General features: G+C 68.1%; 29 protein-coding genes. 22 read left to right on the top strand and 7 right to left on the bottom strand.

Annotated elements, in window-relative coordinates; all coding sequences use genetic code 11:
- Positions 1-166 precede the first annotated feature (166 nt).
- The 20 genes from ACRSBM_RS28055 to ACRSBM_RS28150 all read left to right on the top strand — a co-directional run bounded on the left by ACRSBM_RS28055 (position 167) and on the right by ACRSBM_RS28150 (position 15,859).
- Complete coding sequence (locus tag ACRSBM_RS28055) at positions 167-808, top strand: prepilin peptidase (RefSeq protein ID WP_434447652.1); 642 nt, start codon at positions 167-169, stop codon at positions 806-808.
- A gap of 49 nt (positions 809-857) precedes the next feature.
- Positions 858-1,415 (top strand): hypothetical protein, encoded by a 558-nt coding sequence (locus tag ACRSBM_RS28060; protein ID WP_434447654.1) that lies wholly within the window; start codon positions 858-860, stop codon positions 1,413-1,415.
- The gene (locus ACRSBM_RS28065; RefSeq protein ID WP_434447656.1) at positions 1,409-2,272 is read left to right on the top strand and encodes a hypothetical protein; all 864 of its coding nucleotides are present in this window, start codon (positions 1,409-1,411) and stop codon (positions 2,270-2,272) included. Before ACRSBM_RS28060 ends, ACRSBM_RS28065 begins: the two co-directional genes overlap by 7 nt.
- 108 nt (positions 2,273-2,380) lie before the next feature.
- Positions 2,381-3,082 carry an SAF domain-containing protein gene (locus ACRSBM_RS28070; RefSeq protein ID WP_434447657.1) on the top strand — a complete coding sequence of 234 codons (702 nt, stop codon included), beginning with the start codon at positions 2,381-2,383 and terminating at the stop codon, positions 3,080-3,082.
- Positions 3,083-3,120: 38 nt separating this feature from the next.
- Positions 3,121-3,963, top strand: a complete 843-nt coding sequence (locus ACRSBM_RS28075) for a chromosome partitioning protein (protein WP_434447659.1) — start codon at positions 3,121-3,123, stop codon at positions 3,961-3,963.
- Positions 3,960-5,369 (top strand): CpaF family protein, encoded by a 1,410-nt coding sequence (locus tag ACRSBM_RS28080; RefSeq protein WP_434447661.1) that lies wholly within the window; start codon positions 3,960-3,962, stop codon positions 5,367-5,369. Before ACRSBM_RS28075 ends, ACRSBM_RS28080 begins: the two co-directional genes overlap by 4 nt.
- On the top strand, positions 5,366-6,265 hold the full coding sequence (locus ACRSBM_RS28085) for a type II secretion system F family protein (RefSeq protein ID WP_434447663.1): 900 nt from the start codon (positions 5,366-5,368) through the stop codon (positions 6,263-6,265). Before ACRSBM_RS28080 ends, ACRSBM_RS28085 begins: the two co-directional genes overlap by 4 nt.
- A 5-nt stretch (positions 6,266-6,270) precedes the next feature.
- On the top strand, positions 6,271-7,164 hold the full coding sequence (locus ACRSBM_RS28090; RefSeq protein WP_434453240.1) for a type II secretion system F family protein: 894 nt from the start codon (positions 6,271-6,273) through the stop codon (positions 7,162-7,164).
- A 232-nt stretch (positions 7,165-7,396) separates the two neighbouring features.
- On the top strand, positions 7,397-7,837 hold the full coding sequence (locus ACRSBM_RS28095; protein WP_434447665.1) for a TadE/TadG family type IV pilus assembly protein: 441 nt from the start codon (positions 7,397-7,399) through the stop codon (positions 7,835-7,837).
- A gap of 47 nt (positions 7,838-7,884) precedes the next feature.
- Positions 7,885-8,538, top strand: coding sequence for a hypothetical protein (locus ACRSBM_RS28100; RefSeq protein ID WP_434447667.1), 654 nt, complete (start codon positions 7,885-7,887; stop codon positions 8,536-8,538).
- Positions 8,535-8,990, top strand: coding sequence for a TadE/TadG family type IV pilus assembly protein (locus tag ACRSBM_RS28105; protein WP_434447669.1), 456 nt, complete (start codon positions 8,535-8,537; stop codon positions 8,988-8,990). The genes ACRSBM_RS28100 and ACRSBM_RS28105 overlap by 4 nt, the downstream gene beginning before the upstream one ends.
- Complete coding sequence (locus tag ACRSBM_RS28110) at positions 8,987-9,394, top strand: pilus assembly protein TadG-related protein (RefSeq protein ID WP_434447671.1); 408 nt, start codon at positions 8,987-8,989, stop codon at positions 9,392-9,394. The genes ACRSBM_RS28105 and ACRSBM_RS28110 overlap by 4 nt, the downstream gene beginning before the upstream one ends.
- A gap of 45 nt (positions 9,395-9,439) precedes the next feature.
- Positions 9,440-9,844, top strand: coding sequence for a hypothetical protein (locus ACRSBM_RS28115; protein ID WP_434447673.1), 405 nt, complete (start codon positions 9,440-9,442; stop codon positions 9,842-9,844).
- Positions 9,841-12,645, top strand: a complete 2,805-nt coding sequence (locus ACRSBM_RS28120; protein WP_434447675.1) for a BTAD domain-containing putative transcriptional regulator — start codon at positions 9,841-9,843, stop codon at positions 12,643-12,645. Before ACRSBM_RS28115 ends, ACRSBM_RS28120 begins: the two co-directional genes overlap by 4 nt.
- 1,013 nt (positions 12,646-13,658) lie before the next feature.
- On the top strand, positions 13,659-13,916 hold the full coding sequence (locus ACRSBM_RS28125) for a hypothetical protein (RefSeq protein ID WP_434447677.1): 258 nt from the start codon (positions 13,659-13,661) through the stop codon (positions 13,914-13,916).
- A 35-nt stretch (positions 13,917-13,951) separates the two neighbouring features.
- Positions 13,952-14,158: a hypothetical protein gene (locus ACRSBM_RS28130; RefSeq protein ID WP_434447679.1), complete on the top strand. Its 207-nt coding sequence runs from the start codon at positions 13,952-13,954 to the stop codon at positions 14,156-14,158.
- 14 nt (positions 14,159-14,172) lie between these two features.
- On the top strand, positions 14,173-14,445 hold the full coding sequence (locus ACRSBM_RS28135) for a hypothetical protein (protein WP_434447681.1): 273 nt from the start codon (positions 14,173-14,175) through the stop codon (positions 14,443-14,445).
- 45 nt (positions 14,446-14,490) lie between these two features.
- Positions 14,491-14,754 (top strand): hypothetical protein, encoded by a 264-nt coding sequence (locus tag ACRSBM_RS28140; RefSeq protein ID WP_434447683.1) that lies wholly within the window; start codon positions 14,491-14,493, stop codon positions 14,752-14,754.
- Complete coding sequence (locus ACRSBM_RS28145) at positions 14,751-15,233, top strand: hypothetical protein (protein WP_434447685.1); 483 nt, start codon at positions 14,751-14,753, stop codon at positions 15,231-15,233. Before ACRSBM_RS28140 ends, ACRSBM_RS28145 begins: the two co-directional genes overlap by 4 nt.
- A 38-nt stretch (positions 15,234-15,271) precedes the next feature.
- Positions 15,272-15,859 carry a hypothetical protein gene (locus ACRSBM_RS28150; RefSeq protein ID WP_434447686.1) on the top strand — a complete coding sequence of 196 codons (588 nt, stop codon included), beginning with the start codon at positions 15,272-15,274 and terminating at the stop codon, positions 15,857-15,859.
- A gap of 85 nt (positions 15,860-15,944) precedes the next feature.
- Here the strand turns inward: ACRSBM_RS28150 and ACRSBM_RS28155 are convergent, their stop codons facing one another.
- The 3 genes from ACRSBM_RS28155 to ACRSBM_RS28165 all read right to left on the bottom strand — a co-directional run bounded on the left by ACRSBM_RS28155 (position 15,945) and on the right by ACRSBM_RS28165 (position 17,464).
- Positions 15,945-16,238 carry a hypothetical protein gene (locus ACRSBM_RS28155; protein WP_434447688.1) on the bottom strand — a complete coding sequence of 98 codons (294 nt, stop codon included), beginning with the start codon at positions 16,236-16,238 and terminating at the stop codon, positions 15,945-15,947.
- A 114-nt stretch (positions 16,239-16,352) separates the two neighbouring features.
- Positions 16,353-16,604, bottom strand: coding sequence for a hypothetical protein (locus ACRSBM_RS28160; RefSeq protein WP_434447690.1), 252 nt, complete (start codon positions 16,602-16,604; stop codon positions 16,353-16,355).
- Between the two features lie 152 nt (positions 16,605-16,756).
- Positions 16,757-17,464 (bottom strand): MarR family transcriptional regulator, encoded by a 708-nt coding sequence (locus ACRSBM_RS28165; RefSeq protein WP_434447692.1) that lies wholly within the window; start codon positions 17,462-17,464, stop codon positions 16,757-16,759.
- A 335-nt stretch (positions 17,465-17,799) separates the two neighbouring features.
- Between ACRSBM_RS28165 and ACRSBM_RS28170 the strand changes: the two genes are divergently transcribed.
- Together ACRSBM_RS28170 and ACRSBM_RS28175 are read left to right on the top strand one after the other, a co-directional pair.
- The gene (locus ACRSBM_RS28170) at positions 17,800-18,204 is read left to right on the top strand and encodes a hypothetical protein (RefSeq protein ID WP_434447694.1); all 405 of its coding nucleotides are present in this window, start codon (positions 17,800-17,802) and stop codon (positions 18,202-18,204) included.
- Between the two features lie 192 nt (positions 18,205-18,396).
- Entirely contained in the window at positions 18,397-19,563 is a 1,167-nt protein-coding gene (locus tag ACRSBM_RS28175) for a hypothetical protein (protein WP_434447696.1), read from the top strand.
- Between the two features lie 195 nt (positions 19,564-19,758).
- Here the strand turns inward: ACRSBM_RS28175 and ACRSBM_RS28180 are convergent, their stop codons facing one another.
- The 4 genes from ACRSBM_RS28180 to ACRSBM_RS28195 all read right to left on the bottom strand — a co-directional run bounded on the left by ACRSBM_RS28180 (position 19,759) and on the right by ACRSBM_RS28195 (position 24,819).
- Complete coding sequence (locus tag ACRSBM_RS28180) at positions 19,759-20,100, bottom strand: hypothetical protein (RefSeq protein WP_434447698.1); 342 nt, start codon at positions 20,098-20,100, stop codon at positions 19,759-19,761.
- A 148-nt stretch (positions 20,101-20,248) separates the two neighbouring features.
- Positions 20,249-21,220 carry an NlpC/P60 family protein gene (locus ACRSBM_RS28185; protein ID WP_434447700.1) on the bottom strand — a complete coding sequence of 324 codons (972 nt, stop codon included), beginning with the start codon at positions 21,218-21,220 and terminating at the stop codon, positions 20,249-20,251.
- Entirely contained in the window at positions 21,220-22,278 is a 1,059-nt protein-coding gene (locus ACRSBM_RS28190) for a replication-relaxation family protein (protein WP_434447702.1), read from the bottom strand. Before ACRSBM_RS28190 ends, ACRSBM_RS28185 begins: the two co-directional genes overlap by 1 nt.
- A gap of 15 nt (positions 22,279-22,293) precedes the next feature.
- The gene (locus ACRSBM_RS28195) at positions 22,294-24,819 is read right to left on the bottom strand and encodes a type IV secretory system conjugative DNA transfer family protein (protein WP_434447704.1); all 2,526 of its coding nucleotides are present in this window, start codon (positions 24,817-24,819) and stop codon (positions 22,294-22,296) included.
- Between the last annotated feature and the right edge of the window lie 29 nt (positions 24,820-24,848).

The following is a 24,848-nucleotide window of genomic DNA, read 5'->3' on the forward strand; positions in this document are numbered from 1 at the left end:
CACGAGCAGTAGGAACAGCAGGTCCGAGGAGGTGAGGGTATGCAGAAGACTCGTTGCTTCGTCACGTATTCCAAGCAACCAGGCGTAGGAAGTCACCCGGTCGAACGACAACTTTCGTTGGTCAGCGAAATCGAATTCGCATTCAGCGCTCGTGACGGGAGGCGCGATGTCCCCCTGGCTGACCTACGGTCTTCTCGGCGCTGTCGCGGGACCGTTTGTCGCCGTCCTCGGCGACTCGATAACGCGAGGCGTACCGCTGTCGTGGATTGTCGTCTCCAGGAGCGCATGGATGCCGATGTTGGCGTCGAGCGCGCTGCTGAGCTTCGCGCTGGTGCTGGTGGTGGAACGGCGGCCGACGTCGGCGGGCGCGGTCTCGTGGCTCGTGATCGTCGGTCTGCTGCTCAGTGTGATCGACTGGGGCTGTCACCGGCTGCCTCAACCGATTGTCGCCGCGTTGCTTGGCGGTGGCGTGGTCCAGTTCGGCCTCACCGGGCTCGTCGAACGCGACACCGGACCGCTGCTGCGAGCGGGTGCTGCTGCGGTTGTCGTGTTGGCGATCGCGTTGACGTTCTCCTGGGTGACGCCGTCGGGGCTGGGTTTCGGCGATGTCACATTGTCGGCGACGATCGCGTTCTTCCTCGGCTGGTTCAGCTGGTGGCACGTCTTCGCCGGACTCACGCTGGGGCTCATGCTCGGCACCGTCACGTTCGGCGTGCTGCGCGTCGGAAGGCGTTATCACCGCGGTTTGATGATTCCGCTGGGGCCTGCGCTGGTATTCGCACCGGTCTGCACGATCTTGCTGATGTAGCCGGGTCCACCCCGACAACCTCGTTCACGTTCCCGGTTTGGAGGCCGCGGTGAGCTTCACAAAGAAGGTGCTGATCGCAGCTGGCGCGGTGATCCTGCTGAGTGCTTGTGACAGCAAGCCCTCCAGTGGGCCGACCAGCAATCCGGTTACTCGGCCTCCGTCCTCCACCGCCCCTCTGGCTGACACTGCTCAGGACAGGGCAAAGCGGGACGCACTCGCGGCGTATCAAGGGCTGTGGGACGAGTTCGTCACGGCGGCGACCAAGTCGGACTGGCAGTCGCCCCAGCTGGGGCAGTACGCGACAGGTCTTGCGTTGTCGACGCTGACGCGCGGCCTGCGGTTGGACCACGACAACGGGCTGGTGAGCAAGGGCTCGCCGACCCACGACACAGAAGTGTCCTCAGTGGATCCCGCCACCGATCCGGTCAAGGTGATCATCAGTGATTGCAGTGACTCCACCAATGCGCTGAAGTACCGCGCCGACAACGGGCAGCGAGCCGATGACAAAGCCGGTGGTCGCCGGTTCATCAAGGCAACGGTGGAGAAGCAGGCTGACGGATCGTGGAAGGTGTCGGACTTCGGCGTGCAGGCGGTGGGGTCATGTTGACGCCCAAACGCGCCTGCGTCGTCACCACCCTCAGCCTCGCGATGGTGTGTGCGAGTTCGCTGCCGGCCTTGGCCGACATCTACGGCAACGTGGACTGCCAGCAGAGTCCGACCCCGAACTGTCAACTCGGTGCCGGCACATCCGGTCAGGGCAGCAGCCAGGCGCACGATGCCCGCAAGCCGGGTCACACCGGTTCGGACGATGACTCGGCCAACAGCGAGTTCGGGTGTCGCTATGTGCCGGTCGATCATCGACCACCAAGTAGTGAGCCACAGGAACCGGGAGGCTGGTTCATGGTGCTGTGCTCACCGGATGGCAAGGATCCTGACTCGCACGGCCCGGTGTGGATTCCCGCAGGCGCCAACGCAACGCCGAGCCTGACTCCTGAACAAGTCGCTCAGATCGCACACAAGCAGTTGCGGCTGCCCACCCCCTCCATCACGGCAAGCCCGTCCGGCACTCAACTGGTGCACCTCCCGACCTGGCTGTGGCTGTCCAGCGGGTGGTTGCCGTCAACGGCAACAGCATCGGTTCCTGGTGTGTCGGTGACAGCGACGGCGAAGCCGACCTCGGCGACGTGGTCGATGGGAGACGGCACCATCGTCACGTGCACAGGAGCAGGTACCCCGTTCCAGCCCGGCAGTGACCCGAAGGCGCCGTCACCGGACTGCGGCCACACCTACCGCACTTCCTCTGCGGGACAAGCCGGTCAGGCATTCCCGGTTGCCGTGACCGTGCACTGGACAGTGACCTGGGCAGGCGCGGGTCAGAGCGGAACGTTCCCGGACTTGACCACGACGGCGACCGCAGCGTTCCGCGTGACGGAATCCCAGGCCCTCAACGACAGCGGCGGCTGATCCGCACGGACCGCTCCGCCTTCTAACGACACAGAGGAACTCACCCATCCGCTCGCCGACACCTCGGCGACGCGGCGCACTAACCCCATGCCTGAAGGAGGTTCCAGCGTGACTACCAACATCACGCCCCAAGACCGAGCCGGCACGCCCGTCGGCGGTCCCTGGGTCACAAACGGAAAGCCCGCGTCACGGCTGCGCGGAATGAAACGACGGCGCAGCATCCCGCACCTACTGCTGGGTGCGGTGCTGGTGATCGCGTGCGCAGCAGCGTCTCTGGTGATGTCGCTGAACTCCGGACACAGGGATTCCGTGCTGGCGTTGGCGCGGCCCGTGCCGGTCGGACAGACGCTGACCATGCAAGACCTCAAGCACGTCAGCATCGCCGTCGATCCCGGAGTGTCTGTTGTGGACACAAGCCAGGCGGCCAGTGTGGTGGGCAAGACCATGTCGGCGAGCCTGCCAGCCGGCGCTCTGCTCACACCGGAGGCGGTGAGCGGCGCAGGGATTCCCGAGGCGGGGCAGGCGATCGCGGCGTTGTCGTTGAAGGCAGGGCAGTTCCCGCCGGAGGTATCGCCAGGTAGCCACGTGTCGGTGGTGTTCGTACCGGGTCAGCTGGGCGCCACACAGACCGGTCCTCCGGCGCCGGAAGCCACGCCGGGGTGGCGGGCGGTGGTCACCAGTGTGACCGCGCCCGCGAACCAGCAGACCACGGTGGTATCCGTACAGCTGAACCCTGCCAGCGCTCGCCAGATCGCAGCCGTGCCCGCGGGCCAGTTGGCGATCGTGATGCTCGCAGGGAGTGGTCGATGATGTTGGTGGCGATTCTGTCGATCAAAGGGTCGCCTGGAGTGACCACGTTCTCCGTCGCATTGGCCGCGCGCTGGCCCTCACCTGCACGCGCGCTGCTGGTGGAAGCCGATGGCTCCGGCGGAGACGTCGGAACGCGGTTCTCCTTGGCAGCGGCACCGGGCCTGGTGAGCCTGGCGGCCGCGGTGCGGTTCAGCGGTGACCCCATGCTGCCCTGGCAGCACGTACAAGCACTGCCTGGTGGCTTGCCCGTCGTGGCCGCGCCACCGGACGCCGACCGGGCGCGAGCGGCGCTGTCCGTGCTGGCCGACCCCACCACCGGGGGCGATGTCCTGCGGACCGCGGCCAGCGCGCCGGAAGCGGTCGTGATCGCGGACTGCGGCCGGATCGACGCTGGGTCTCCCGCGCTGCCGATCGTGCGCGCCGCCGATGCGATGGTCTTGCTGACTCGTGCTCACGCAGACGACCTCGCGCATCTGGCTCGTCAGCTGCCGACAATCGGGCGCTGGACCGCCCATCCGGCGATGTTGCTGGTCGGCGACGGGTACTCGCCTGCCGAGGTCGCACGTGAGCTCGGGGTGCTGCCGCTGGGCCGCGTTCCGGATGACCCACGCGGAGCGGCCGTGCTCTGTGGACGTCCCAGCAGGGTGCGATGGGCTCGCAACGGACCTGACCACTCGGCGCTGGGCCGGATCGCGCACAAAGTCGCCACTGTGCTCGGCGCCCAACAGGCACCGGCAGCTGCTGGCAATCAGGCGAGGCTGGTCCCCCAAGTGCCAACCGGGGTGCCGCCCTCTCCGGTCCCGGCCAACAGTCTGCAACTCGCAACCACGGCCGCGCCGCCACAACACGAGAACACGCGGTGGGGAGGGCGTGCGTCATGAACTATCCTCCGCCGATACCCCTGCATCCTCACCAGCAGCCACCGGCGATGTCGAGTGGTACGGAGTCGGGGCAAGCAGTCGAGGCCGTCGAACGTCTTCGCCGGTACCTGCGCAACACACTCAGCGCAGAGCTGCCGCCGCGAGTGGATGCTCAGCAGCACCGCACCGGAGCCCCGGTGACCAAGCACGCACGACGCGAGCTGGCCAGAGCGATCTTGAATGACGCGATCCTGGCGCACAGCGAGAACCAATTGATGGACAACCGGCCGCTGGTCGGCAGGGATGTTGAACAGCACGTGATCAACGAGGTGGTCAACGAGCTGTTCGGCATGGCTGGCCTGCAGCCGCTGCTGGACGACCCGACGGTGGAGACGATCAACGCCAACCGCTTCGACAGTGTAATCGTGCGGTACAACGACGGCCGCCGGGCGCAGGTGGCCCCGATCGCGGGCTCGAACGAGGAACTGACCAACCTCGTGCGGCTGCTGGCCGCCCGCGCCAGCAGCCAGGAGCGCCGCTTCGACCACGGCTCCCCTGCGGTCAATCTCCAACTCCCCGGCGGGGAACGGTTGTTCGCGGTGATGGGTCTGACCGCAGGCGGGGTGACCGCGCTGTCGATCCGCCGTCACGGCTTCCTCACGGCCACGCTGCCCCAGTTGCGTGCTCGCGGCACGATCGACCCCGGCCTGGAGCAGTTCCTGCGCGCGCTGGTACGAGCACGCAAGAACATCCTCATCACCGGCGGCACCGGTGCGGGCAAGACCACCCTGTTGCGGGCACTCGCCTCGGAGATGGATCCGATGGAGCGCATCGTCACCATCGAGGACGCCTTCGAGCTCGGCCTGGAACTCGATCCGGACATCCACACCGATGTGACGGCGCTGCAGGCGCGCGAGCCCAACGTCGAGGGCGAAGGCGCGATCTCCCAGGCCGAACTCGTCCGCTGGGGCCTGCGCATGAGCCCGGACCGGGTGATCGTCGGCGAAATCCGGGGACCGGAAGTCATCCCGATGTGCAACGCCATGTCCCAAGGCAACGACGGCAGCATGGCGACCCTGCACGCCTCCAGCTCGAGGATCGCCTTCAGCAGGCTCGCCGCCTACGCAGCCCAAGCCATCGAACGACTTCCACTGGAAGCAACCAACCTGCTGGTCTCCTCGGCCGTGCACTTCGTGGTGCACCTGGCACTCGGCACCGACCGCACAACCCGCGTGGTGTCCTCCATCCGCGAGGTCGTCGGCGCCGACGGGCCACAGGTGATCTCCAACGAGGTCTTCCGCCCCGACGCGGACCGCCGTGCCCGCCTCGTGGCCGGGGCGCTGCGCACCGAGACCCTCGATGACCTCATCGACGCCGGGTTCGATCCCGGCCTGCTCACGCAGCCTGAAGGCTGGTGGACCCGATGACCTCGCTGGCACTTGCGGTTCTGCTCGGTGTGGGGATGGGTGTCGGCTTGTTGCTCTTCATCGTCGGCTGGCGTGGCGTGGATCCGACCCGGCGGCTCGGATGGTTCAGCCGTGCGCACCGCGGCAACCAGGAAGCGCCACGAGACCGGCGCCAGGTGATGCGGATCGGCCTCGGCCTGGCGGTGGGAGTGCTCGCGGGTATCGCTACCGGTTGGGTGGCCGGTGCCGTGCTGGCCGCGCTCGCGGTCTTGGCGCTGCCGCGTGTCCTGGGCCCCGACCGCGAGCACGCACGCAGAGTGGCGCGGATCGAGGCCATCGCGGCTTGGACAGAGATGCTGCGCGACACGCTCTCGGCCGCAGCCGGTCTGGAACAGGCCATCCTCGCGACCGCGCCGCTTGCACCGCCGGCCATCCGCAGCGAGATCACCGGCCTCGCCGTTCGCATCGAAAACGGCCACAAGCTGGTTCCCTCCCTGCGTCACCTGGCCGACCGCCTCGCCGATCCCACCGGCGACCTCGTCATCGCCGCGCTGGTCCTCGCTGCCGAGCACCACGCTCGCCGGCTCGGCGACCTGCTCGGTTCGCTGGCTCACACCGCCCGCGAACAAGCCTCGATGCGGATGCGAGTCGAAGCCGGACGCGCCCGGACCCGGACCACCGTGCGGGTGATCGTCGGCACGACCCTGTGCTTTGCCGTCGCTGTGGTTCTGCTCAACCGCCCGTACCTGTCCGCCTACGACTCCGCGACCGGGCAGATCGTGCTGCTCGGCATCGGCGTCCTGTTTGGACTGGGCTTCGCGTGGCTCACGCGCATCACCAAGGTCACCGCATCCCATCGTTTCCTCGCCAGGGAAACCGACAGCCCGGGCATGCTCATAGCCGAGAGGCAGGTGTGACCATCGTGATCACCGCACTCATCCTGGGAACCGGGCTCGGCATCGGCCTGTGGGCGCTCGCGGTGTGGGCTTTCCCGCCCCTGCCCTCCCTCGGCGCGGTCCTGGCACACAGCACGACGCCACCCACGCCGACACCGATCCTCGTAGCCAACGACACCGGTTGGACGGCCAAGGTCGGCCGACCGTTCATCGCGCCGCTCCGCGCGCTCGGCCTGCCCGGTGAACGGCTGGCCCGCGACCTCGCCGTCGTCGGCCGCACCATCCCGAATCACCTGGCCAAGAAAGCCGCCTGGGCGATCAGCGGGCTGCTCGCACTGGTCCTGCTGCAACTGCTGCTCACCGTGGCTGGACTCTCGCTGGGAGTCGAGTTTCCGATCATCACCGGAGCCATCCTCACCGCGGCCGGATTCTTCTTGCCCGACCTGCAAATGCGCTCCGAGGCGGCGAAGCTCCGCGCAGAGTTCCGCCATGCCTTGTCCGCCTACCTCGACCTGGTATGGATCACCCTCGCCGGTGGCGCCGGAGTCGATAGTGCGTTGAACAACTCGGCCGCCATCGGACACGGCTGGGCGTTCCAACAGATCCGCCGAGCCCTGGACACCGCCCAGCTGACTCGGACAACCCCATGGGCGACGCTGCGCCGACTCGGCGAAGAACTCGACGTGACCGAACTGGCCGCCCTCGCTGCCTCAGTCAGCCTGGCCGGCACCGAGGGCGCGAAGGTCCGCACCTCACTGGCAGCCAAAGCCGCCGCCCTGCGCACCCACCAGCTAACCGATGCCGAAGGCGCCGCCCAGGCCGCCACTGAGCGCATGGCCCTGCCCGTCATGGCCCTGTTCCTCGGCTTCCTCGGATTCATCGCCTATCCGGCGCTGATTCAAGTCCTCAATGGACTGTGACCAACGCGAGTTACCGGAAGGGTAAGGAGAAATCACGATGCGCAAGCACAGTCATTCGATGTCGAGGCTACTTCGTACGCGCGTACGACTGCTATGCCGTGCACCAGACGCTGGCTACGTGAGCGAGTTCGTGCTGGCAACTGCCTTGCTCATCAGTCTCGTTCTTGTTGTCGTCGGTGTCATCGCAGCGAAACTCATCGCCAAGGCCAACGGATTCGAGTTGTGAACAGCCATGGCAACTACGACACGCTCATCTCACCGTCGCCTTGACGACCGTGGCGCCGCCAGCGCCGAACTGGTGATCGTGATGCCGCTGGTGTTGTTAGTACTGCTGGCCATCGTTCAGTTCGCGTTGTGGTCGCACGCCACACACATCGCACAAGCGGCTGCCGCGCAAGGACTCGCCGCCACGAAAACACGAAACGGCACCGAGACAGCGGGCGCCGCCAGCGCGCAAGGACTTCTCGACGAACTGGCGAAAGGTCCGTTAAGGGAGTCGAGCGTGGTCTGCGAGCGCACCGCGACATCGGCGTCCGTGCGGATCACAGGCACCGCCACTCAGATCGTGCCCTTCCTGCGGCTGCCGGTTCACGCCGAGGCCACCGGGCCTGTCGAACGGTTCGTGACAGAGGTTTACGGGTTCAGGAATTGGGCTGTAGGTGACATCCGATGAACCCGGCTCGACGTGGTAGCGAGGGGCAGCCGAGGCGTGTTTCTCCCATGGAACATGGAATCTTTCCGTCCGGCAAGGAACCGGTCCTGTGGCGGCCTGGCCTGGACCGCAGCAGGCTTCGTCGTCGCGCCCTGTTGCGCTGCCTGATGCCCGATGCCGTGCTGTACGCGCTCGGCGGTGCGATGACGCTGCTCATAGGCGTCACTGAATCGCCGATGCTGCTGGCTGTGGTTGCTGGTGCGGGGTTGCTCGTGGTTGCGGTGCTGATCGCTCGCTATGACTACTTGCGGTTCGGCCACGACCTGTCGGACCGGACGGCCGCATGGCGTATCGACCGAGGGCGAGGTGAGTGGTTCTTCCGTGCCGGCGATCTCACCGATCACAGTCCGGCGACGAGCGCAGCCACACAGATCATCAATGCGGTGCACCTGTGTCACAGCGGGCCTGCCGCGGCCTGGCTCGACCGGACACATCTCGGCATGCTGCACCAGTTGGCGTGGAACACCTTGGTTCAGCTCTACGACACGCCCACGGCGCACGAGGACCTGCAGCCACTGGTCACGCGCCTGAACCAGGTCGCCGGCCAGGTACGCGAATCCAACCGGCGGCTCTATCACGCCGCCGCCACAACCGGAACAGACGGGCTGATCGCGCGCCTGGCCGCGATGCGCGACATCCTCACCGCGCAGGTGACACCGTGACCGCCCTCAACCGCCGGCCGTGGTGGCGCGATGATCGGGGCTCCTCGACCGCCGAAACCGTGCTGGTCATGCCCGTTTTGGTGATGTTGCTGCTCGTGGTCGCGGTGGTGGTTCACCGTGGCGTGGACGCACGGCTGCGGATCAACGACGCCGCACACCAGGCGGCCAGAGCCGCCAGCATGGAGCGCACCGCTGCCCGCGCTACCGCCCGGGCACAGGAGACCGCGGCTACCGCGCTCGCCGCGGCAGGAGTCACTTGCCAGGCGATGGACGTGAACATCGACACCGGCGATCTGCGGCCAGGCGGCACCGTGCGAGTGGTCGTCAGCTGTGCTGTCGACTTCAGTGACGCGCTGGTGCTCACTGTCCCTGGCCAGAAACGCTTGTCCGCCACGGCGATCGAGCCGGTGGACACCTATCGGTCCGTGGCCGTTTCCGGCGGTGGCACATGAAGCGTAGTTGGTGGCAGGCCGACGAGGGCCAGGTGACCGCGTTCGTCGTGGTGCTCGCCGTCGGGATCCTCGCGCTCGCGGGATTGACGCTCGACGGTGGGCTTGCACTGGCGGCCAAGGTCAAAGCGACCGGGCACGCCGAGGCCGCCGCTCGTGCCGGTGCGCAGGCGATCGACCTCAGCACCTACCGCGCTACCGGCACCGTACAACTCGTACCCGCACAAGCCATCGCAGGCGCACAGGAGTATCTGGCGGCGGTAGGCGCCACCGGAACCGTGACCGTCACCGGTACCACCGTCACCGTGACCGTCATCGCCTCACAACGCACCCAGCTGCTGAGCCTGGTCGGCATCAGCAGTCTTTCCGTGCACGGCACCGGCAGCGCAAGCCCCAACACCGAGTGAAGGCAAGCCGCGTGCCCACAACGATGTCGACGAGAGGACAAGACGATGGCAACGACCGACGAGATCCGCGAACGCATCAAGCAGGCCGATGCCGCGCGGAGCGTCCGCAGGCTGGCGGCCGCACAGCGCGTGGGCGAACTCGCCAACCGCCGCAAGGCACTGGCCTCCGAACTCGAGGAGGTCGACCTCGAACTGGGCGCGGTGCTCGCCGAGAACGAGGACGTGATCAGCGTGCCGGAACTCGCCGTGGTCACCGACCTGTCGGCATCCGACCTCACAGACTGGCTCAGCAGGAGGAAAACGGCCCGCACCAAGCGAAAGAGGCACACAGACGGCGGGACCGGCACGAAAACCCAGACACGCCAGGCACCTACACCCAGCCAGGCCTCCATGCCTCCCGCGCCTCGCTCGGAGGCCGCGCCGGCGCCGGTCCTGGCTCCGGTGACATGACCTCGCCCGGCGCGGTCCGGCGCGTCTGGTGGGTACTGGTCGGGGGCGTCCGGATCCTGGGCCGGATCGCCCGAAGCCTGATCGCCGCCGCGGTGCTGCTCGCGCTCGTGGTGGGGTTGCCGTGGGCGTTGTGGCACTACATCGGCTGGCCGCTGCCGGATCTCGTCCCGACCTGGGACGAGGTCCAAATCATGTTGCTGTCGCCGATGACGCCGACGTTCCTGCTCGACGTCCTGGCGTGCCTGTGCTGGATCACCTGGGCCGCCTTCAGCATCGACGTGCTGCGCTGCGCGACCGACTTGGCCCGCGACGGCATCGATGCTGCCCGCTCGTCCGACTGGTCGGCATCCGGCCCGGTGCACGCCCTGGCCGGAGCGTTGGTCGGCGCAGTCCTGGTATCCGTCCTGGGCAACCGCCTCACACCGGCACCGGCGGCCTCATCGTCGGCCGCGCTCGTGTCCGGCTCGCAGGTCGTGGCGACCGCCCCGGCCTGGCACACCCCCGCACACGATGCTGAGGCGGAGATCCTCCGTGCCACGTTCACCAGCTACGCACCAGACACCGAGCGAGTTCCGAGCGGTCGCGCGTATCCGGAGTCGGTCGTTGTGCTGGCACCGCATGACGGCGTCCACGACTCGCTGTGGCGGATCGCGCAACGCACCTTGGGCGATGGCGCACGCTGGCCGGAGATCTTCGAGCTCAACAAGGGCAAACCACAACCGGACGGCCGCCCGTTCACCCAACCCAGCCTGATCTTTCCCGGCGAGGAACTGGCACTACCGTCCGAGGCGCCGGTGCAGCCAACACCGCCACAACTTCCACCGACGACACCCACGCCCCCGACTACCCCGCCCCCAAGCCTGGCACCGGCCTCGCCGCACCTGACCGGCACGAACACCGCTCCGCAGGTACCACGTGAACCAGGCTTCATGTGGGGGCCAGAGCTGTTCGTCGGCTCCGGCCTGGTCGCGGCCGTCAGCGCGGCGCTGATGGCCGCCCGCCGCCACTACCGCAGCCGGTACCGGCCCGGCAGCGGCGACCGCGACGACCTGCCGGTCGCCCCCGTGGTCTACCAACTGCGCCTGGCACACCTGCGCGAGCAGGACAACGACAGCGACTTCGACGAAGACGGCGAGGACACCGCACGCCCACGGCGTGGCCCGGCACCACCGGCTGTCGTGGTCGGTGACTGCGCCGACAATCCCGACAAGTGGCCCGCTCTGGTTGCGGGGCTGGGTGTCCGGGACGGACGTGAGATCGCGCTGAACCTCGCCATCGCTCGCGGTCTCGGCCTGGTCGGGCCCGGTGCACCTGCGGCTCTGCGCGCGCTGCTTCTCACCGCGCTCACCACGTCCATGGGTCACCCCACCGGGACACCCCGCCCGCGTGAGACGACAGTGGTGGTCCAAGGGGACGACCTGGCCGGTGTACTCGGGCACAGGGCCGCACACGCACACCTGCCCACGGCGCTGCGTGTCGCGACGAGTCTCCATCACGCGCTGGACGCGCTGGAGGCCGAGATCCTGGTGCGGGCCACGGCCGCCCAAGAGCAAGCTTCGAGGACGGAGTCCTGGCCAGTGTTGGTGCTGGTGGCCGAGCCGACAGAACAGCAACGACAACGGCTGCAGGCGGTTCTGGACAACGGCGCGCCGTTCGGCGTCACCGGGCTGCTGCTGGGCCAGTGGCAACCCGGCGTGACCGCCTACGTCCGCAACGACGGAACGATCTCAGCCACCGGCCCTGGTCTGGGGGAAGTCCTGCGCGGAACACGGATGTTCCGCCTCGGTGACGACGACGCCACCGAGATCCTCACGCTCCTGCGCCAAGCCGATCCCGACGCCGCAGCGCATGCACCTGGCGGCACCGAGCCGGTCGCGGAAATCGATCTGGTCGCGGCGGGCGGCGACAGCGGCCTGGAGATCCTCGGCGCCGAGGAGATCACCGAACCATCCGGCGACCAACTGCCCGCGGCGCCGATCGACCACCTGAGCCAGACACCGCGAGAGCAGCGGTCCATTGTGCTCACGGTGTTCGGTTCGCCGGCCGTGCACTACCGCCGCTCCGGCTCCGAGGTGCAGGAGATCACCGGTGCGATAGGCCCCCGCATGCGCGAACTGCTGATCTTTCTCGCCCTACATCCCGCCGGAATCAGCCGCGAGGCACTGGTGGGCGCGTTGTGGAGGAACAACACGCAGCGACGTCCGACGAACGCCCTCAACACCACGCTCTCCCGGCTGCGCCGCACACTCTCCGCCGCCACCGGCGCGGCGAGCGGCGACATCGTCGTCAACGGGGACGGCCGCTACCGGCTCGATGCCGACATGGTGCAGGTCGACTACTGGCGTTTCGCGAACGCCGTGACCGCACGCCGCGCCGCGGTCGACGACCGCGCACGTGTGGCCGCCTACCGCGAGATCGTGGACAGCTACGGCGGGCAACTGGCCGAGGGCATCGGGGCCGAGTGGCTCGAGCCGGTCCGCGAGGCGACTCGTCGCGACGCCGTCGACGCCGTCGCTGCGCTCGCCCGCGCCCTGGTGGACACCGATCCCCAGCAGACCCTGGACCTGCTGGAGATCGCCCGCGCCTTCGACCCGCACAACGAGCGTGTGTACCGCGACATCATGCGGCTGCAGCACAAGCTCGGGCACCGCGACGCCGTTCCACGCACGCTGGCGCTGCTGACGACCCGGCTGGCAGAGATCGATGCACGACCGGACGCGCAGACGCGAGAGCTCGCGGCTCGTCTGCGGGATTCCGCAGAGCCCGGAGGTGATCGGTGTGACCAGACGCCTGTGGCATGACAGCTTCCTCGGCTGCGTCCGGAAACATCTTCTCCAGAACGGCCACCAGGACGCTATTCTGAATACAGAAGAACAAAGCGCAGCCTTATGCCCTGCCGAAATGTCCGCCGGAGGACATTACTCGTGTCCAGCGACGGCTCGACAGGTTGCCACGCACCACGATCGATGTAATCTCACCACTGACACCGGGGTATCAGGGTCGGCCGGAGCGCCGGAAGGCAGGAGCGACAGCGCCGATCCGTTGAGGGGGCCCGTGATGGATCCCCCGAGGGATCCGCTGGGGGATCCGATTAGAGGATCGCCTTCCCCGTTCGGTGATGCTGCCGGTAGCACGGCTGAAAAGGGATCCGGTGGCGTCCCAGGCTCGCTTGGCCACAAGCGGGCAGACACGTCGGGCGGGGCGGTGAAGACAGGCCGGGACTCAGAGAGAGCAGGCCTGGCCTGGTGGTCGCGAGGTGCCGATAGTTGGTGACGACAAGGTCCTGCTGGCGGCTTCACGCCGGCGTTTGCCCCTCGGCCGCGGCCTGACACTGGCCACCACACCCCCTACCACGGACCGAGACAATTTCTTTTACCCACCGGCCGACTTTCGAAATTTAAGCGCAATTCACTTCGCGGCAATTGCATTCCCGAAAAGAGTCTTGAAAATGTCGCGCCCCGCTATTGCATTTCCGCTGGGGTCGAGCTAACTTTGAATTGTCACCGGAAACGCCCGGAACATCAAAACGAATAGGGCACCCGGCGCGAGCCATGTCCGACGCACACCGCGAACGTTCGCCGCGGGAACCGTGAAACGAAACGGGGGCAGTGCCATGTGTTACACCGAAACCATGATCACCGGCGATATCGTCACCGCGTTTTGCTACTGCGGTTGGACCGAAGACCACGCCACCGAACACGACGCGGACACCGCCGCCGAACGGCACGAACACCACGCGAACTGACCCCCGACGCCACCGGGCCGGCCAACCGGCGGGCCCGCGATCACAACCACAACCGACTGGGAACTCGTCATGATCACCGCCCCGGAGTACACCGTCCGCCGGTTCGTCGATGGCCCGGCGCACGTCACCACCGTCATGTCGATCATCGCCGACACCGAGCAGATCGTGTTCGGGTTCGCCACCGACTCCGGTGGCCGGTTGCTCGGCGCGTACTACCCCGGCGATCACGCCCGCCAGACCGACTGGCGCGTGGTCACAGCGATGGGCCAGACCCACCACGTCACCGACGAAGGTCACGCCGTCGGCGGGCTGATCTCGCTGGCCTGACCACGCCACCGCACCCGCGAAAGGGGTTACCCGCAATGGGCACACGAGCCGACGCCGGGCTGTGCGCACGAGCGATCGAGTCCGGACACCACGACGACTGGACGCACGCCGCCTATGTCGACGCCTACGGCGGTGACCCGCACGCCGAACCCGTTGTGCCGCAACGGTTCACCTCGGTCGCGACCTACTACACCGCCGCCTACACCGACGGCGTCACCACCTACTTCGACGACACCGACTGACCCGGAGACCCGCTATGCCCGCACCCGCTACCGATCCCGCGCTGACCCGCACGCAGTTCGTGCACGGCATCCGCGACCTGATCAGCGACACCAGCCACACCGACCTGCCCGACCCCAACCGGTTCGACGTCGAGATCTACGACGGCCCCGAAGGCGCGGCGTTCATCAACGTGATCGCCCGGTTCCGCAACAACGCGGGCGAAGATCGCCGCCAGCACTGCCTGCTGCGCGTGGTCGAGGTCAGCACCCCGGAATGGAACCACGACTACGGCGCACCCCTCGACTGACCAACACCGCAAACCCCTACACCGCAACCGAAAGGACCCGCTGTCATGGATGTCTGGCCGGACCAGATCGACACCGTCGGCGACCTGCAAGACGCGCTCGAACAGTACGACCGCGCCACCCCGATCCGCTGGGCGGCACGACCCTCCTACCCGATGGAGTACACGATCGGGCAGGTCGTGTGCACCCCCGACGACGCCGAAGGCGACGGCACCGTGCGCCACGACCCGCCGGTCGTGTGGCTCGGCGAACGCGCCCAAGTCGGCTACCTGCCCGAACTCGCCGCCAACGCGCTGGGGTGGTCGCAATGACCACCACACCTCACGGCCTGGCCGACCGCGCGATCGCCGAGGCCCGACACCTCCGCACCACCGACCCCGCCAGGTTCGCCGCCCGCCACAACGACTGGCCACAGTGGACACGCCGCGCCGATCTCGCGCGCACCATCGCGTGGACGTTGGGAATCCGCACCGCCGACGTGATGGTGACCGACGACCCCGACCGGCACTACGGGCTGAGCCATCAGCAGCCCGGTGACCTGATCACGGTCACCGACCCGGTCACCGCGCACGCGGTGCGGTTCGTGCCCGACTTCACCGCCCAGGGCAACCGGTGGCTGCTGATCGACGAATGCCCCGGCTGCGGCGGCACCGTACCCATGGCACGCGTCGCCACCGTGGCCGATCTCGGCGACTATCTCGACCCCGACAACGACACCCAGTTCGACCACCTGCCCCTCGAACACTTCGGCGACCCCGCACACCGCACCGACTGCTCACACCGCGACTGACCACCCGTACCCATCACGCCACAACCGGGGAGGACACCGTGACCACCAAAGCCGACTTCTACGATGGTTCCGGCCACCACGCTGTATGGCTGGGTTCGCTACAGGGCAACGCCGACCCCGCAACCGTACGCACGGTCGCATGTGGACGGTTGGCGTTGGACGCAGCCGACCCGCTCACCTACGCCGACGCCGTGACCGACCTGCTCGACGTGTGGGCCGACGAGGACCACGGCCACGGCTACCACCCGCGCGACGGCTGGCCGTGGCTGTGGCCGGACAGCCGCGACACCGACTGGGTGTTCGCCTTCACCCGCGGCCGCGTGCAGATCACCACCGGCCGCGCCTGGCAGGCAGGCCCGGCGACCCGACAACCGCGTCGCGGGAATTGTCTCGCCGAGTCGGCATCCCGTTCCGCAATGGCGAGCCATGTACCCCGCCCAGGCCGTACGCCCGCACCACTGTTCACGCCGATCAGCGCGGACGACGAGCAGTGCACGGCCTGCGGAGCGACCAACACCTGCGAACGGGACTCGTTCCCCAGCTTCGGCGGGTGCACCGACTGGTGGGAACGTTGCACCGCGTGCGGCCACAGCGTGAGCGGCAGCGACATCTCCGCCATCCTCTGACGTGAACACCGGATCACCAATCCCGCCACGGACTCGTCGACGGCCCGAGCGCGTGGTCACGGCGCCTGCGCACGCCCGTGACAGCTCACCGCACCGGTCGACCCTGTCCGTGGTTGACGCGTAGGTCCGGCCACGCCGAGGGCAACTGACCGGGGCCCTGAGTGACGATCCGCCGTGCAGTACCGAGTCGCCACACCCGGCAGAGCCGGGCCACCACCATCGCTCCGACGGCACCGCACCCGGCGACCACGACAGGCCACAGCACCGCGTCGACCACAGCTATCGCCGCATTCACCGCCGCGACCACGACGAACCCCAGTACCAGGACAGCAGGCAGCACACCGCCCTCGATCCGCGTGTCCTGGCCGCGATGCCTCACGCCACATCAGTCGGGAATCCCCGCGTAGCCGTTACCCTGCACGGTAAAGCGGGACCGCGTGAGCCACCACCCCGAAGCCGCACCGCCTCGTTGATCGCGAACCCGTGCACGTGCTCACCGGGTGTCCTCTGTCGGGGGCGGTGTACCGGTTGCCGGCTCGGTGTCGTCCTCCCGATACACGAAGTCCGGCGGCAGGTGCGCGGTGCCGTAGCCGCCGCACTCACCGCACCGCCACACGTACTTCTCGGTCGCGGACATCTTGACGCTCGCCCCGGCGAGGATCGCGGGGCCGGTGACCTGCAGGCGGCGAGTCAGGTTCACCCCGTGGTGCCCGCAGTTCGGGCAGGGCGGATCGGTCACGTACATGACGAACACTCCCAGCTTTTCCGGAATACCAACACAAAATTCTGGTCTGGAGCCTGGCGGCTTCGCGACCGACGTCTCCGGTCCGGCGTGACGAGGCCGTGTTCCGGCCAGGGTCGCCCCGGCCGGAACACCCTCCACCGCCCTCACACTGGTCAGTTCGCGGACTTGGCGGTGTAGCGCTTGGGCGCGTCCTGGACCTTCACCGCGTAGCCGTCGGCGACCAGCTTGTCCACCGCGTTGGCCACCGCACCGGACGACCGGCTCAGCACCTTGGCGATCGCGCCAGGGCTGAACGACTCGCTGGCGTGCTCTGCGAGGAAGTCTTCGACCATGCCCCGCAGCGCCCCCTTGCCCAGCCGCGCCGCCTTGCCCGGGCCACCAGCGGACTCCGCTTCCGGAGTCCCTCCGCTCGCAGCGTCTACAGTGGACAACTCCGGTGGCTCGATGCCGATTGCACCGGGGTCGTCGGCTGCGGGCTTCGCCGGTTCCGGAGCGACCACCGCGGCGATGTGCGGAACAGGTTCGGGCTCACCCGGCTTACCGTCGTCGTCAACGGACTCGTCCCCGGTTTCAAGCGCGCTGATAGTCCAGGTGTCGGCGGCACGTCGGCCGCCCTGTGCAATGCCCGGCATCCGGGTCGCGCTGCCGTCGGTTGCCCAGGCGGCAAGGATCTTTCCTGCGGTAGAGCGACCAATCGCAGCCTGATCGGCCAGCTCTGCAGCGGTGGATCCGGGGTGGGAGTGCAGGGCCCGCCACAGTTTGTCCTCCGCCGCCGTGTGCTGACGCCCCGCCGTGGTGCCAGCGTCGGGCACGACGTGCAGCGGGGTGCGCAGCCGCGCGTTGTTGTTCTTCCTCGGCATGACAACCGTCCTCTTGTCGTGAAGCGTGCGTGGGGTGGTCATGCCCCTGGGGCATGTAGCCCGCCGGTGCGCATCCGGTGGTTCGGGCTACACGACTATGGACGCTTTGTCGGCAGCCAGAAGTCAAGCTGGATTTGAACAAGGACGTCTGTCTTGTTAGGACTGTCGAAGCCCGGGGCGGTTCGGTTAACCCAATCCGGTCCCTTGCGGCACACCGCTTGACACGCCCCGGCGTATCGAGCGTGGATGGACATGCCGAACGGAACCCAACATCGGTAACCATCCGCTTGCGTGGCAAGAAGATTGTGCCGCGCCCCTCACGAAGGAGCTACGCAATGACCACCGACACCGCCACCGCGACTCGCGGCCGCCTGACCGGAGAACACCACGCCGATACCGCCGACCTGACCGTCGACGACATCGCGGCCCGGCTGGTCAAGAACCTTCGCAACATCCAGTACGACGGCTTGCTGCCCGCCGACGCCGAGTTCAGCGTCACCGCCGACAACGCCGGGGACCAACCGGTGCTGCGCGTCACCGTCACCTGCGACACCGACATCAGCGACGCCATCACTGGGATCGCCGCTCACCTCGCCGCGCAGGTGTTCGGCCTGGCCAGCCACTACAACGAGGTCGACCTTGACCAGCCCGGCCACGCCCGGTTCCTGCAGCACGTCCACGTGAAGTGTGGTGACACGGCAGCAGCCACCCTCGTCGGCGCAATGGTGCAGACCGTATGACAACCGCTAACAACCAGGGCGCGCAGGACGCTTGTCGCCCTGCCTAACCAGACCGCGCAGGCAAGGTCGCGAAACCCGAGCGTGCTTACCCGGTCGAACCCGCCGACGTAACCACTCGCGTCGACATCCCGGCACCAGCCGGATATCCACGGACATCGATAGCGACCGGAAACCTGAAGGGGGACAATAATCATGTCCACCACCGACAACGCCGTAGAGTTCCACTCTCTTGCCGCCGGCACGTCCGGCACAGTCATGTCGACCGGTGACGCCCTCACTCCATCGCCACCGGGCGCCGGCTCATTCGACGCGATCGCCGTCCGCGCACGCGAGGCTTTGCCCGCTGAGACCGTGGTGATCGTTGCTGACGGCCATTCCGCCGCGCCACGACTACCTGCTGACGTGTGGGGCCTACAAGTGATCGCCGCGGACACCGCCATCGACGGCGGACAGCTCGCGCTGTTTGCCGCCCTTCCTCTGGCCGCACAACCCGACGCCCGCGTTCATGACGGTGACATCGTAGTGCGGCTGCGACACGGAGCCACCGCGCCCGCCGATAGTCCCACGTTCACCGATGTCGATGTTCTGATCGCGCGGGAAGACCAGTGGGCGCTGGCGGGAACATGGACCGGGATGGATGCCGAGTGGCCACAGCGCATCGCCGCCACCGTCACCCGGCTCATGGTGTGCGATACGAGCCCTGTGATCAAGTCGCCCGCACCGGCAGCCGCCAACGGCCGGTTCGGCGCGTTGCGCGAACTGGTGGCCGCGGGCAAGCTCCGTGACGGCGAGAAGCTGGTCTGCGCGCGTCCCGGTACGGGAGTCCGCTATGAAGCGCACGTGATCGACGGCGGTCTTCAGTTGCCCGATGGCCGCTGGTTCGCCCGTCCCTCCGGTGCGCTCACCGCGCTCGGCTACCGGCACCAGAACGGCTGGCACTACTGGTGCCGCGCCCGTGACGGCGTGCCGCTGTCCGAGATCCGGCAGGCCCCACCCCCGCGCTTTCCCTACCGACGCGAGCCGCATCTGCTCGGCATGGTGTCAGACGGCACACTGCGCGCCGGGGACGAGTTGCGTTTTGCTCAGCCCCGCAAGGGCATCGTGCACACGGCGCAGGTGCTCACGGACGGTCAGCTCCGGCTGGACGACGGCAGCTGCCATCCCTCGCCGGCAGCGGCGGTGGCAGCAGCCAGTCACGGAAGCGTGACCGAAGGCTGGCGAACGTGGCGACGCGTCCGCGACAACCGCACGCTGGCCGAGCTCCGGGACGAGCACCGCAACCGTGCCGCCCTGTCACACGCGCAGCAGCCACCTGAATCACCCACGTCGGACGGTGCCAGCCAAGAGCTGCTGTCATAAGCGCGCTGACGACATGATCATTCGCAACGGCTCCGTGTCGGAACCCACGACCACGCAAAGACCCTGTGGATTATCGAATGCGTGCACGAAGTTGGCACGTGGCTGGACTTCTTGGGTGTGGGGGTACTTATTGCCCAACCGTGGGCTGCCCCCACGACCAAGGCGACGTAGGCGGATCCGGCGGCGATCCCGATCTCACCCAGACTGATCGTGGGAAGACGCCACCACAACATAACCGCGGGCTCTGACCTCTGGCGGCGTCGCGTCGATCATCTTCAGCGCCGATGCTGTGAGTTCGTCGAGTGTCGGCCACCTGCCGACCGATTCGCTGACGCGTTTGACCTGCAACATCAACAGCCAGGAGATCGGCTCGAAGTCATGCTCGTTCGCTGCACACTCGCCATCAAAGTGCTGCCCGATCTTGTCAGGGTCCTTGCCTTCGGCCCGCATGCGCTTCCGACGCTGGTCGATCTCGGCGCGCATCGCCTTGTGTTCTTCAGAACCAGCGCGCACACCTTCATCCTTGCCGATGGCCACACACCCGCACGTAGCACACCTGATCGGTTCATAGTGCATGACAGTGCATCGGCACTGGAGGGCTCTCGGATTACCCCCGAGCGGGGATTGGGCCGTTCCTGGAAGCCCGGCGGCCTCGAGGAGGCCATGACCACTTGGAAACACCAACTCAGGATGCGTTGGAAGTCGCGGGTCGTGTTGCGGCGAGGTAGCTACCCACGGGGTCGATGCGCACGACAGTGCCGGGTTCGGGTGCGTTGACCATGTGGGTTGGCGAGATGGCGATCCCGACGTGGGTGATGCTCGCCGTGCCGGCGCCGTAGAACACCAGATCGCCCGCTCGCAGTGGCGTTCCGGCGGGCACGACAGGGCCGGCGTTGTACTGGTCTTGCGCGACTCGCGGGATGCGGATGCCTGCGGCGGCATACGCCGCCATTGTCAGTCCGGAACAGTCCCATCCGCCCTCGGCGTCCCCGTCGCCACCCCAGACGTAGGGCTTGCCGAGTTCACCACAGGCGAATCGCACAGCTGCCACAACGGGAGCGATCACTGGTTGTGCGGACGGTTGCTGCGCGACGCAGGCTGCCGCACCGCTCGCCCCTGCCTGCGCGTAGTGAGTCGCTTGATCGAGGACCTTGCGAACGTACCAGTCGGCGCGGTTGTAGGTGAAGATCGCACGGTAGAGGTCTTTGCCGTCACGGGCGCCGGAGTCGCACAGGTAGTAGGCGGCTGCGTAGATGGCGTCGTGCGGGTCGTAGCGCGACGGCGGGATCTGGCCGCCGGGCGGGATGGTGTGCCGGGAGGTCACTGCGGCGAAGGTGGGCGCCAGGAACTGCATCGGCCCACCGGCACCGGCGAAGTTCTCCCCGCTCGTGACGCCGGGGGCGTTGAGCCGCCCATGGTCGCTTTCGATCTTGCCGATGGCGGCCAGGACGCTCCAGTCCAAGCCGGGGCATTCGCCGCTGGCGCGAACGTAGAGGCGGCAGTAGCCCGGCGGGATGTCGGCGACGGGCCCGTCGCAGTTCACCAGGTTCCCGTTGCTGCCGAGCAGGGAACCGAACAGGCCTTGCACCGTCGCGGCGACGAGAAGCATCACCAGGGCAGCACCGGCGAACGTGGCGACTGCGGCTTTGGCGAGCATCACGGCTCACGCGCGGAACGGCGTGGCGGGCTGCTGGGCGCCGGTGGCATCGGGCTCACCGCGGGCAGGAGCGTCCGCCGGATGCCGTGGTCCGTCACGGGGTTGAGGCCGGGTGTGGTGGCCGTCGTGCGTTGCAGATGGGGCCACACGTCCGGGAGTTCGTGCAGGGTGTGGCGGGCCGGCTGGACGCTGGTGGTGTCCAGGGAAAGCCACACGGGGTCTGCTGGGCTGGGATTCGGTGTGCCGGGGTCGAGGAGTTCTGCGGTAGCGGTGGCGACCGGGACCTGGTGCGGGTGGTCGAGGTCGCGCCAGGCACGGGCCAGCAGGCGGCGCGCGGCGGCCTCGCGGTGACTGGTGGGCAGCCACACCAGCAGCGGGGTGGTGATACCGGTGGCGGCAGCCAGGCGAGCATAGCCATGCAGCTTGGCCGCGACCGTGGAGAGCACCTCGGTGCCGAAGTCGTACTCGAGGAAGAACTCGATCTCTCGATCGTGGTGTCGCCAGCGCCCGTAGGCGTCAGGCTTGACCAGGTCACCGAACAGGCGACCGCAGCGAACCTCGGACCACCAGGCGGTCAGGGCGTCGTCCGGGTTGTGCCGGGCGCGGGCGACCAGGGCGGTGAACCAGTCACCGACACCGACGGTGTGCGCGAGGGTGAGGCTGTGCGCGATGCCGAACGCGCGGTGCTGCCGGTAACCGAGGTCCTTGACCTCCAGCCCGTCCTCGGCAGCGAGCACGGCAGCGCCGGCGGGCGCGAGGACGTAGTGCATCGGTGCGGTGCCAAGAGTGACGAACGGCTGGAAGCGGTCCACCACCGCGTACTGATAGAGCTCGCGAAGCCGTTGCCGTGCCAGGCGAGGTGCGGTGAAGGCGAGATCGCTGACCTGGGTCGTGGTGAGTACGCGGTGTTCGTGCAGCATGCGGATGATCCACCGGTCGCGCGGGGTGAGCCGCCAGGCGAGCTGGGCCTGGTGATCCACGTTCGTGACCGTGCGCGGGCTCGGGCGAGCAGCGCGGTGGCCGCGCAACTGCCGCTGTTTCACCGGATTGGTAATCACGGAACTGCCTCCAGGTCAGTATCCGGCACGGCGGGGATCGCCGGGCTGGGTGTCCTCTGTGGTCACGACAGATGCGGTGTCGGCTGGCGGCCGGGCGGTACGGCTTCGGGCGGCGCGGCGGATCTCGCGCGCTCGTCCGGGTGTGGCAGCGGGGAGCGGATCGGTCTGAAGGGTGAAGGGCGGTGCTTGTTCGCCGTGCAGGACAAGGCGGGCGGCGGCGTGGAAGGCGCCGAGGTGGGCCAGGTCGTGTTCGCCCAGCCGGGGCGCGGTGTGACGGGACAGCTCGCGGGCGTCTTCGGGGCTCGCGGTGAAGTAGATCTTCGAGCGGGCATTGGTGCTGATGCCTTCGCGTAGTTCGCGGGGCAGCTGGCCGAGGTGCTGATGCGCGAGCACCATGGACAGCCGGAACCCGCGGGCTTCGGCGAGCATGTCCTCAATGGGATAAGGCAGGTTGAGATAGTTGTGACACTCGTCGATCAGCAGGGCGGCGTCTTTGCGTTGGCGTTGCGGGATGCGGGCGCGGGCGGTCGCGGCTTGCCAGGTGCGGGCGACCACGAGTGAGCCGACCAGGCGGGTGGTCTCCTCACCGAGTGAGCCTTTCGGGATGCGAACGAGGCAGATGCCGCCGTCGAGCACCTCGGCCATGTCCACTGTGGAAGGTCCGGCGGCGATGGCGTCGCGGACGAATGGGCGCAGTAGGAACGCGCGGAGTTTGTTCATCAGCGGGCTGACGACCTGGGAGCGTTGCGCGTCGGTCAAGTCCTCGTACCAGTCCCAGAAGCCGCGCAGGATCCGATCGGTGACGTTCGAGGTCACCCGGTCCCGGAACGCCGGTTCGGACAGCAGCGCGGGGAGATCGGCCAGTGAGGCGGTGCCCGGCTGGGCGCGCAGGGTGAGGCAGGCGGCGCGGAGCAGGTCGTCGGTGCGCGGTCCCCAGAAGGCACTGTAGACGCGGCGGAAGACGCTGACGAGATTGTCCACGGTGACGTCGGTTTCGCCGCCGTCCAACGGGTTCAGGCACGGCGGGCGGTGGCGGTCGTCAGCGTCGAACAGCACCACCCGGTCTGCGGCCGAGTGGGGCAGGCGGACCAGTACATCGGTGACGAGGTCGCCTTTGGGGTCGATCACGACCAGGCCGCGGCCTGCTTCGATGTCGGCGAGGATCATGGTGGCGAGCAGGGTGGACTTGCCGGAGCCGGTGGCACCGAGTACGTGCAGGTGCTGACGGGCATCCGGCACGTGCAGGGCGACCGGACGGCGGTGCCCGGTATCGGTGACACCGAGCGGTTTGGCCTGCGGGCCGGGCACCGGGATGCCGGGTGGTGGTGCGATGGCCCTGGCTCCGGCGCGCTGCACGCCAGGAGTGGCGTCATCGATCGGCAGGTGCGCCAGCGCGGCGAGCTCCCGCACGGACAGCAGATCTCCGGTGTGCAGGCGACGGCCGGCCAGCACGTCGACGGGTCGGCGAACGCGGCGGCGGGTGTAGTGGTTGTGTTCGGTGAACGTGGCGAACGCCGTGGCCAGCGCGTGTGCCCGGCCGCGCACGATCTCCCGTGCCTGCCGCACCTCGTCGTCGGTGGTATTCGTGGGCAGGGTGGTGGTGACGGCGTAGCGGATGATCGTCTCGTAGTGGGAGCCGCGTTGCTTCGCCACGATGGCACGGTTCTGCGCGGAGTAGTCCAAGGAGGACTGCGGATCCAGGTGCGCTGTCCTGTGTGCCGGTCGTCTGGTGTGCATGCCGGGTGTGATCCAGTCGAGCAGCTGCCCGACCACGCGGGTGGAGTGGCCGGTGTGGATGCGGCGTGCGGCGTGGCGGGCGCGGGCGAGGCGGCGGCCGGTGACCGGGCGGGCCAGGATCTGCACGCAGGCGTGTTCGTCGCGGCCAAGTCCGACCGGGGCTGCGAGCAGGGCTCGGAGTGGGTCGGTGTCGAAGTCGGTGCGGATGGGCAGGCTCTCAGGGCGGGCCAGCCGCAACTGCCCGCCCGTGCTGACATGCCGTAGTCCCGGTTCAGGTGGGAGTGGTGGGGTAGCGGGGCTGGTGTGGGTGTGCGCGCCGGGCCAGGCGGCTTCGATCGCGCGTTCCACCAGGCCGGGCGGCACGGTGCCGGGCACCCACAGCCGGATCGCGACACCTGCCTCGCTGAAGCAGTACTCCAAACCCAGGTGCGGTTGACCGGTAAGCAGGCGTGCCCAGGCCGGGCGCAGCAACCCGACCAGCTGCGCCCACAAGGCTTCCCCGCCCGCCGGATCGACGGAGGGCGGTGCGAGCACGGTGATGGTGCGGGCGTCGGTGACCCACCGCTGGTGACAACGTCGTTGCCACCAGCACCGTCCAGCTACCACCGCGACGAGCACAATGGCCAACAACGGAACGGTGACCGGCCCGTAGGTCGTGGCCCAGGCGACCAGCCGGGTGAGCACGGCGCGCAGTGCACCGGCGGGGTCACGCAGGTAGTCCTCGAGCCACCCACCGGCCTGCGCGACCGCGGACGGGATGGACGGGGAACTCGCCGCCGTCGCGGCCGAACCGAACGCGGGCATGCCGCACCTCCGTGGGAAAGTGCTGGTGC

Source organism: Lentzea xerophila (assembly GCF_051094245.1).
In the GTDB taxonomy this organism is placed as follows: domain Bacteria; phylum Actinomycetota; class Actinomycetes; order Mycobacteriales; family Pseudonocardiaceae; genus Lentzea; species Lentzea xerophila.